Genomic DNA, 6,874 nt, shown 5'->3' with positions numbered 1-6,874 from the left:
CCACGCCGCCCAGGCGCCAGGCTCGGCGCCATGCTCGGCCGTCGCGCCGATATCCCGGGGGGAGGACATGGGGCGAGGGCTCTCTAGCGCACGGCGATATGGCGCAGCTGCCAGATCGCCCGTTCATGATAGAGGCTGCGGTCGAGTTCCGGCCGGTCCGACCAGGGATAGAGCAGCCAGAGCGGGCCGCGGTCGCGCACCCGCATCGGCTGGCCTTCCAGCCGGGTGGCGATGAAGGCGCCGAGCTGCGCATCCGCCACCGGGATCGAGGTGGTGTAGCGGTTGATCGCCTCGGCATCGAGGAAGCTGCCCAGGCATTCCACCGCCTCCAGCAGCCGCGCCAGCGGCACGCCGGAGAAGTTGCGCAAGCCGCGGTCCCAGGGGGTGACGGTGCGGTAGCTGGTCAGCCCCAGCGCCTCGAGCTGCGCCAGGGTGAATTCGCGCTCGCCCTGCGGCGGCCGGCGGATCAGCCCGGCGATGCGCAGCACCACGGCGTCGGTATCGGCCGGGCCGTGCATCACCGGCACCGCCCGCTCCGCGGCCGGCCGGGCAAGCGCCGCCGTCCCGGAACCAACCAGGCCGGCAGCGAGGGTGGCGGCACACAACCGCAGGCTGTCGCGACGACGCATGAACTCTCCTCCGGTGGTGGCTGCCGGCAGGCGCCACACCGCATCCTTCCGTTTAACGATCCGATTCTGAATGGATTGTTAAGCGAACTCCCTGCAAGAAACGCCAGCTTCAGGAAGTGGCCCCCAGGCCACGCCCCGCCTGGCCCGCTCCCCTCTCAGCCGCCGTCGACCAGCTCCACCGCCGCGCCGAGATCGACCGAGAGCAGCCGCGACACGCCCCGCTCCTGCATGGTCACGCCATAGAGGCGGTGCATGCGGGCCATGGTCAGCGGATGGTGGGTGACCACCAGGAAGCGCGTGCCGGCCTCGGCGGCCATGGATTCGAGCAGGCCGCAAAGCCGTTCCACATTCGCATCATCCAGCGGCGCGTCAACCTCGTCCAGCACGCAGACGGGGGCGGGCTGGCAGCGGAAGACGGCGAAGATCAGCGACAGCGCGGTCAGCGCCTGCTCGCCGCCCGACAGCAGCGACAGCGTCGCCAGCTTCTTGCCCGGCGGCTCGGCATAGATCTCGAGCCCCGCCTCCAGCGGATCGTCGCTGCCGACGAGCGCCAGATGCGCCCGCCCGCCGCCGAACAGCCGGCCGAACAGCGCGCGGAACTCGGCGTCGATCCGGTCGAAGACGGCGCGCAGCCGGTCGCGCCCCTCGCGGTTGAGGTGCCCGATCGAGCCACGCAGCTTGGCGATGGCGGCGCCGATCTCGTCGCGGTCGCGGTCGATGCTGCCGATCCGCGCCTCGATCTCCTCCATCTCCTGCTCGGCGCGGAGATTGACCGGGCCCATTTCTTCCCGCTCGCGGGCCAGCCGTTCCGCCTTCTTTCGCGCGCGCTCTTCCGCGGCATCCGACAGGTCTTCCGGCGGCTCGGGCAGCTCGGCGCCCTCGCCCAGCTTTTCCTGCAATCGCTCGGCGACGGCGCGGGCAGCGGCCTCGGCGGCGTCGCGGGCGGCCTCGGCGCGCAGCTGGGTCTCGCGCGCGGCGGCGAAGCCGGCATCGGCCTGGCGGCGGCCCTCCTGGGCGGCGCGGTCCTCGGCCTCGGCCGATTTCAGCGCGCCAGCGGCGGCGGCATGGCGCGATTCCGCCTCGGCCAGGATCCTCCCCGCGGCGGCGCGACGGGAAGACGCCTCCTCCGGGGCATCGGCCGCCGCCGCCCGGGCCGCCTCGGCCTCGGCCCGGCGCCGGGTGATTTCGTCGAGGCGCGCGGCGGCGGTGGCGCTGCGCTCCTGCCAGCTCTTTTGTTCATCGCCGATGGTGGCGCGGCGCGCGGCGGCACGCTCCAGCTCGGCGGCGAGGCCGGCAGCGCTGTCGCGGGCATTGGCGGCGGCGGCCCGCGCCTCGGCCAGCTTCTGCCGCGCCTTGTCGACGCCGGCGCGCAGCTTCTCCAGGTCGGGCTGCGCCGCCTGGGCGGCCTCGGCGGCTTCCAGCAGGCGCTCGGCCTCGGCACGGTCCTCGCCGGCGCGCGCCAGCTGCGGGGCCAGCGCCGCAAGCCGGCTCTCGGCCTCGGCGGCGCGGCGGGCCAGCTGCGCCTCGGCGCCGCGAGCGGATTCCAACCCGGCCTCGGCGCGGCGGCGGGTCTCCTTCGCGGCGGCTTCGGCGGCCAGGGCCGCGGCTTCCTCGCGCGCCGCCTGGTCGCGCGCGGCGCGCTGCGCGGCGGCCTCGGGCAGGCCAGCCAGCGTCGCGGCGGCGGCGTCGCGGGCAGCGGCGGCGGCGTCATGCTCGGCCTGCAGGCGCTCCAGCTGCGGGCCCAGCGCGGCCAGCCGGCTTTCCGCCCGGGCAGCAGCGCCGGCCAGCTTCTGGTCGGCGTCGCGCGCCCGGCCGAGCGCGGTTTCGGCGGCGCCGCGGCCCTGGCGGGCGGCGGCTTCGGCGGCGGTGGCTTTCTGTTCGTCCTGCTTCGCGGCCTCGGCGGTGGTGGCGGCGGCCTTGGCGGCGGTCTCGGCCTCGGCGAGGGCGGCCTCGGCGGCGCGCAGCCGGTTGCGCTGGGTCAGCCGCACGGCGCCCGGGCTGGGCGCCCCGGCCTGCAGGCAATGCCCGTCCCAGCGCCACAGCGCGCCGTCGCGGGCGACCAGGCACTGGCCCTCGGCGAGACGCGGCAGCAGGGCTTCGCCGGCGGCGCCGTCCTCGACCAGCCCGACCTGGGTCAGGGCGCGGGCCAGCTCCGGCGGCGCCTGGACCAGCGTCGCCAGCGGGGTCACCCCCGCCGGCAGCGGGCGCGACGCATCGACCGGCGGCAGCACGCGCCAATGGCGGGGCGCGGAAGGATCGGCCGGGCTTTCCAGCGCCTCTCCCAGCGCGGCGCCGAGGGCGGCCTCCAGCCCCGGCGGCACGGCGATGGCATCCAGGATCGGCGCGGCGGCCTTGGGGGCGCGGGCGCGGAGAAGATCGTCCAGCCCCTGGCGCTCGGCGCTCGCGCGGGCGCGGGCGGCCTCGGCGGTGCCGGCGCCGGCGCGGGCCGTGGCATGCGCCTGGGCGGCGGCGGCGCGGGCGGCCTCGGCCTCGGCCAAAGCCTTGCGGGCTTCGGCCAGGCTGGCCTCGGCGGCGGCCACCGCGGCATGGGCGGCGTCCAGCGCGGCGGGGTCGGGGCGTTCGGCCAGCGCCTGATCGCGTTCGCGGGCCATGCGGTCGCGCTGCTCGCCAGCCTGGCGGGCGCGCTGGGCAGCGCCATCGCGCTCGGCGGTGGCGCGGCTGCGGGCGGCATCGGCCTCGGCGCTGGCGCGGCGGGCGGTGGCGTGGGCTTCCTGGGCGCTGGCGCGGGCGGCCTCGGCGGCTTCCAGGCCGGCACGCGCGGCCTCCAGGGCGGCGACGGCCTTCTGCTGCGCGGTCGCGGCGGCAGCCAGCATCTCCGGCAGCACCCGGCCGGATTCGGCCTGCCGCTGCTGGGATTCCAAGGAAGCCAGCTGTTGCCGCAGGCGCTCGGCGCGCTGGCGGGCGGCCTGGGATTCGCTGGCCAGCCGCGCCACTTCCGCGGCGGCCTCGGCCGCGGTCGCCGCGGCGGCGTCGGCGGCGCGTTCGGCGCTCGCGGCTTCCCCGGCGGCGGCGGCCTGGGCGGCCTCGGCCTCGGCACGGCGCTGCGGCAAGGCGTCCAGGATGGCCAACAGAGAAGAATCTTCCTGCGCCAAGCGGCCGGCGGCGGCCGCGGCGTCCTCGGCCAGGCGGCTGGCGTGGCCGTGGTCGTCCTGCAGCGTCTTCAGCCGGGCCTCGGCCTCGTCCAGGGCGGCGCGGGCGCGGCGCTCCTCGGCCTCCAGCCCTTCCTGCTCGACGCGACGCCGTTCCAGCGCGGTGCGGGCCTCGCCCTCGGCCTCGCGCGGGGCGGGCAGGTTCTTCTCGGCGGTGAAGGCGCGGGCGGCGGCCTCGGCCGCGGCGGTCTCGCCGGCCCTGGTCGCGGCCTGGGCCGCCGCAAACCCGTCGCGCGCGGCGATCAGCCCCGCCTCAGCCCGGGCCACGAGCAGGGAAAAGAACTCGGACTCGGCGGCGCGGGTGAGGCCCGAAAGATTGCGGTAGCGGGCGGCCTGGCGGGCTTGGCGCTGCAGCGACTGGCGCTGGACGTCCAGCTGGCCCTTCAGGTCATCGGCCCGCGTCAGATTGGTCTCGGCCTGGCGCAGCTTGAGCTCGGCCTCGTGCTTGCGGGCGCGCAGCCCGGCGATGCCCGCGGCCTCCTCCAGCACCTGGCGGCGCTCTTCCGGCTTGGCGGCGATCAGGGTGGCGACGCGGCCCTGGCTGACCATGGCCGAGGACCGGGCGCCGCTGCCGATATCGGCGAAGAGCGTCTGCACGTCGCGGCCGCGCGCCTCGCGGCCATTGATGCGGAAGCCGGTGCCCTCGCCGCGGACGATGCGGCGGGTGATCTCCAGCTCGGCGGCGGCGGCATTGGGCGGCGGCGCCAGGCCGGAGGCATCCTCCAGCAGCAGCGTCACCTCGGCCTGGTTGCGGCCCGAGCGGGTGGCGGTGCCGGCGAAGATGACATCGTCCATCTCGCCGCCGCGCATGGCCCGGGCATTGGTCTCGCCCATGGCCCAGCGCAGCGCCTCGACCACGTTGGACTTGCCGCAGCCATTGGGGCCGACGATGCCGGTCAGGCCGGGCATGACCTCCAGCGTGGTCGGCTCGGCGAAGGACTTGAAGCCGGCGATGCGCAGCCGGGTCAGCACGGCGCGCAGGGCGGCCTCGCGCGCCGCGGCCTCGCTGGCGGCGTCGCGCGACGGCCCGGCCGTGGCGGCCTCGGTCCCGGGCGGCGGCAGCGCGCCGTCCGGGGTGGTGTCGTCCAGCGGCAATTCGCCGGATGCGGGACGCCCTTGGCTCAAGCGGCCTCCGCCACCTGCTGGGCGAAGCGGTCATAGGCCATGCCGCCCGGCACCACCTTGCTGCCGAAGACGAAGGTCGGGGTGGAGTTGACGCGGTGCTCCTGCTCGCCCTTCAGCCGGCCTTCCAGGATGGCGCGGCGCAGGTTCTGGTCGGCGACGGCGGCATCGACATCGGCGCGGCTCATGCCGGCGAGCGCGGCGATCTTGGCGATCTCGGCCACGTTGTCGGCGCCGCGGGCGAAGGCCCAGCGGTCCTGGCTGCCGAGCAGCGCGGCGATGAAGCCCTCATAGCGCTCGGCCGGCAGCGTGCGGGCGACCTGGGCGGCGGCCAGCGCCAGCTGGTCGAGCGGGAAGTCGCGCCAGACGATGCGCATCTTGCCGGTGGCGACCAGGTCCTTCTTCACCTGCGGCCAGACCTCCTTGTGGAAGGCGGCGCAATGCGAGCAGGTCAGGGAGAAATACTCGATCACCGTCACCGGCGCGGTGGCCGGGCCGGACGAGCGCTCGCCCAGGCGCGGATCGGCCTCGGCGCCCGTGGACTGACCCGCGGTCTGGGCAAGGGCGCCCCGGGCCAGCAGCAGCGGGGCGGCGACGGCGGGGGCCAGCAGCAGCGAACGGCGGGAGAGCGACATGAAGCCTCCTGAAGGGTTCGGGTCTCGGGGACCCGGGCGCCGTCTCTACAGCGAACCGGGCCCGCAGGCGATTCCCGCGGCTGATGCCGCCTCCGCGCGGCGCTGTCCATGGCTGTTGCATGCGGTCACGCGGCGCGCGGGCTTAAGCTACCTTAAGCCGGCCGCGCCGGGGCAGGGATTCGCGGGCCCGGCCGGCCCCGCCGCGGCCGGCGCCGCCGAGGGCGGAACCCCGCCGGGCGATCGCGAAATGCCCGTGCCGCGCCCGCGCTAAATTTTATGCGCGCGGTCACCGGGCGACACGCCCGCGCCTTGCGCAGCCTGCCCATGCTTTGGCCCTGATATTTCTCAGAGGCCGGATTCTGCCTGATTTTGGCGCAAACTGGCCGTTGCGCCGCGGCGCGGCGGCGCGGAGCATGCCGCCCACACGCCGCAGACCAGGAAGCCGCCCGATGTCCCTCCCCCGCCAGTCCCCGAGCGCCGCATGAAGCTGGCCGGGCGCATCGCCATCGTCACCGGCGGCGGCTCCGGCATCGGCCGGGAATCTGCCCTGCTCTTCGCCGCCGAGGGCGCCCGCCTCTGCCTGGTCGACCGCGACGCGGAGGGCGCCGAGGAGACCGCGCGGCTGATCCGCGCCGAGGGCGGCGAGGCCATGACCCGGATCGGCGATGTCGCCGCCCCCGGCGCGGCCGAGGCCGATGCCCGCGCCGTCATGGCCGAATGGGGCCGCATCGACGTGCTGATGACGGCGGCCGGCTTCTCCTCCGGCGGCACCGTGGTGACCACGCCGGACGAGGCCTTCGAGGCGGTCATCGCCGCCAATCTGGGCGGCACCTGGCGCTGGGCCAAGGCGGTGGTGCCGGTGATGCAGGCGCAAGGCGGGGGGTCGGTGATCACGGTGGCCTCGCAGCTGGCGCGCGCCGGCGGGCGCAACAACAGCGCCTATATCGCCGCCAAGGGCGCGGTGCTGAGCCTGACCAAGACCATGGCGCTGGACTTCGCCCCCGACGGCATCCGGGTGAACTGCCTGCTGCCCGGCGCCATCGAGACGCCGCTGCTGCGCCGCAGCTTCGCCCGCCATGCCGACCCCGCCGTGCCGCGCGAGGCCAGCCGCAGCCGCCATCCGCTGGGCCGCCTCGGCCGGCCGGAGGAGGTGGCGAAGGCCGCGCTCTACCTCGCCTGCGACGATTCCAGCTTCACCACGGGCAGCGAGATGCTGGTCGATGGCGGCTGGCTGGCGGGCTGAGGCGATGTCCTTCGTCGACACCCTGGCTGCCCGCGTCCGCGACGACCTGGCGCGCATCGCCCAGTCTCTTATACA

At 75.9% G+C, this 6,874-nt stretch carries 4 protein-coding genes; 1 reads left to right on the top strand and 3 read right to left on the bottom strand.

Going from position 1 to position 6,874, the window contains the following annotated elements:
• Positions 1-83: 83 nt before the first annotated feature.
• The 3 genes from GVN67_RS27355 to GVN67_RS27345 form a co-directional block, all read right to left on the bottom strand.
• On the bottom strand, positions 84-629 hold the full coding sequence (locus GVN67_RS27355; protein WP_160000478.1) for a molybdopterin-dependent oxidoreductase: 546 nt from the start codon (positions 627-629) through the stop codon (positions 84-86).
• 155 nt (positions 630-784) lie between these two features.
• Entirely contained in the window at positions 785-4,780 is a 3,996-nt protein-coding gene (locus GVN67_RS27350; protein ID WP_160000479.1) for an AAA family ATPase, read from the bottom strand.
• A 140-nt stretch (positions 4,781-4,920) separates the two neighbouring features.
• Positions 4,921-5,556, bottom strand: coding sequence for a thioredoxin domain-containing protein (locus GVN67_RS27345; protein WP_160000477.1), 636 nt, complete (start codon positions 5,554-5,556; stop codon positions 4,921-4,923).
• Positions 5,557-6,037: 481 nt separating this feature from the next.
• Here GVN67_RS27345 and GVN67_RS27340 point away from each other — a divergent pair, with 481 nt between their 5' ends.
• Complete coding sequence (locus GVN67_RS27340; protein ID WP_160000476.1) at positions 6,038-6,799, top strand: SDR family oxidoreductase; 762 nt, start codon at positions 6,038-6,040, stop codon at positions 6,797-6,799.
• The last annotated feature ends 75 nt before the right edge of the window (positions 6,800-6,874 follow it).

This window comes from Roseomonas sp. 18066 (assembly GCF_902706185.1).
Classification (GTDB): Bacteria; Pseudomonadota; Alphaproteobacteria; order Acetobacterales; family Acetobacteraceae; genus Pseudoroseomonas.
Note: the sequence above shows the minus strand (reverse complement) of the source record. Positions and strands in the feature narration are given on the sequence as shown.

Bases quoted from the DNA above. Each gene is read 5' to 3' on its own strand.
- GVN67_RS27340 (WP_160000476.1), top strand. From the start codon at position 6,038: ATGAAGCTGGCCGGGCGCATCGCCATCGTCACCGGCGGCGGCTCCGGC.
- GVN67_RS27355 (WP_160000478.1), bottom strand. From the start codon at position 629: ATGCGTCGTCGCGACAGCCTGCGGTTGTGTGCCGCCACCCTCGCTGCC.
- GVN67_RS27345 (WP_160000477.1), bottom strand. From the start codon at position 5,556: ATGTCGCTCTCCCGCCGTTCGCTGCTGCTGGCCCCCGCCGTCGCCGCC.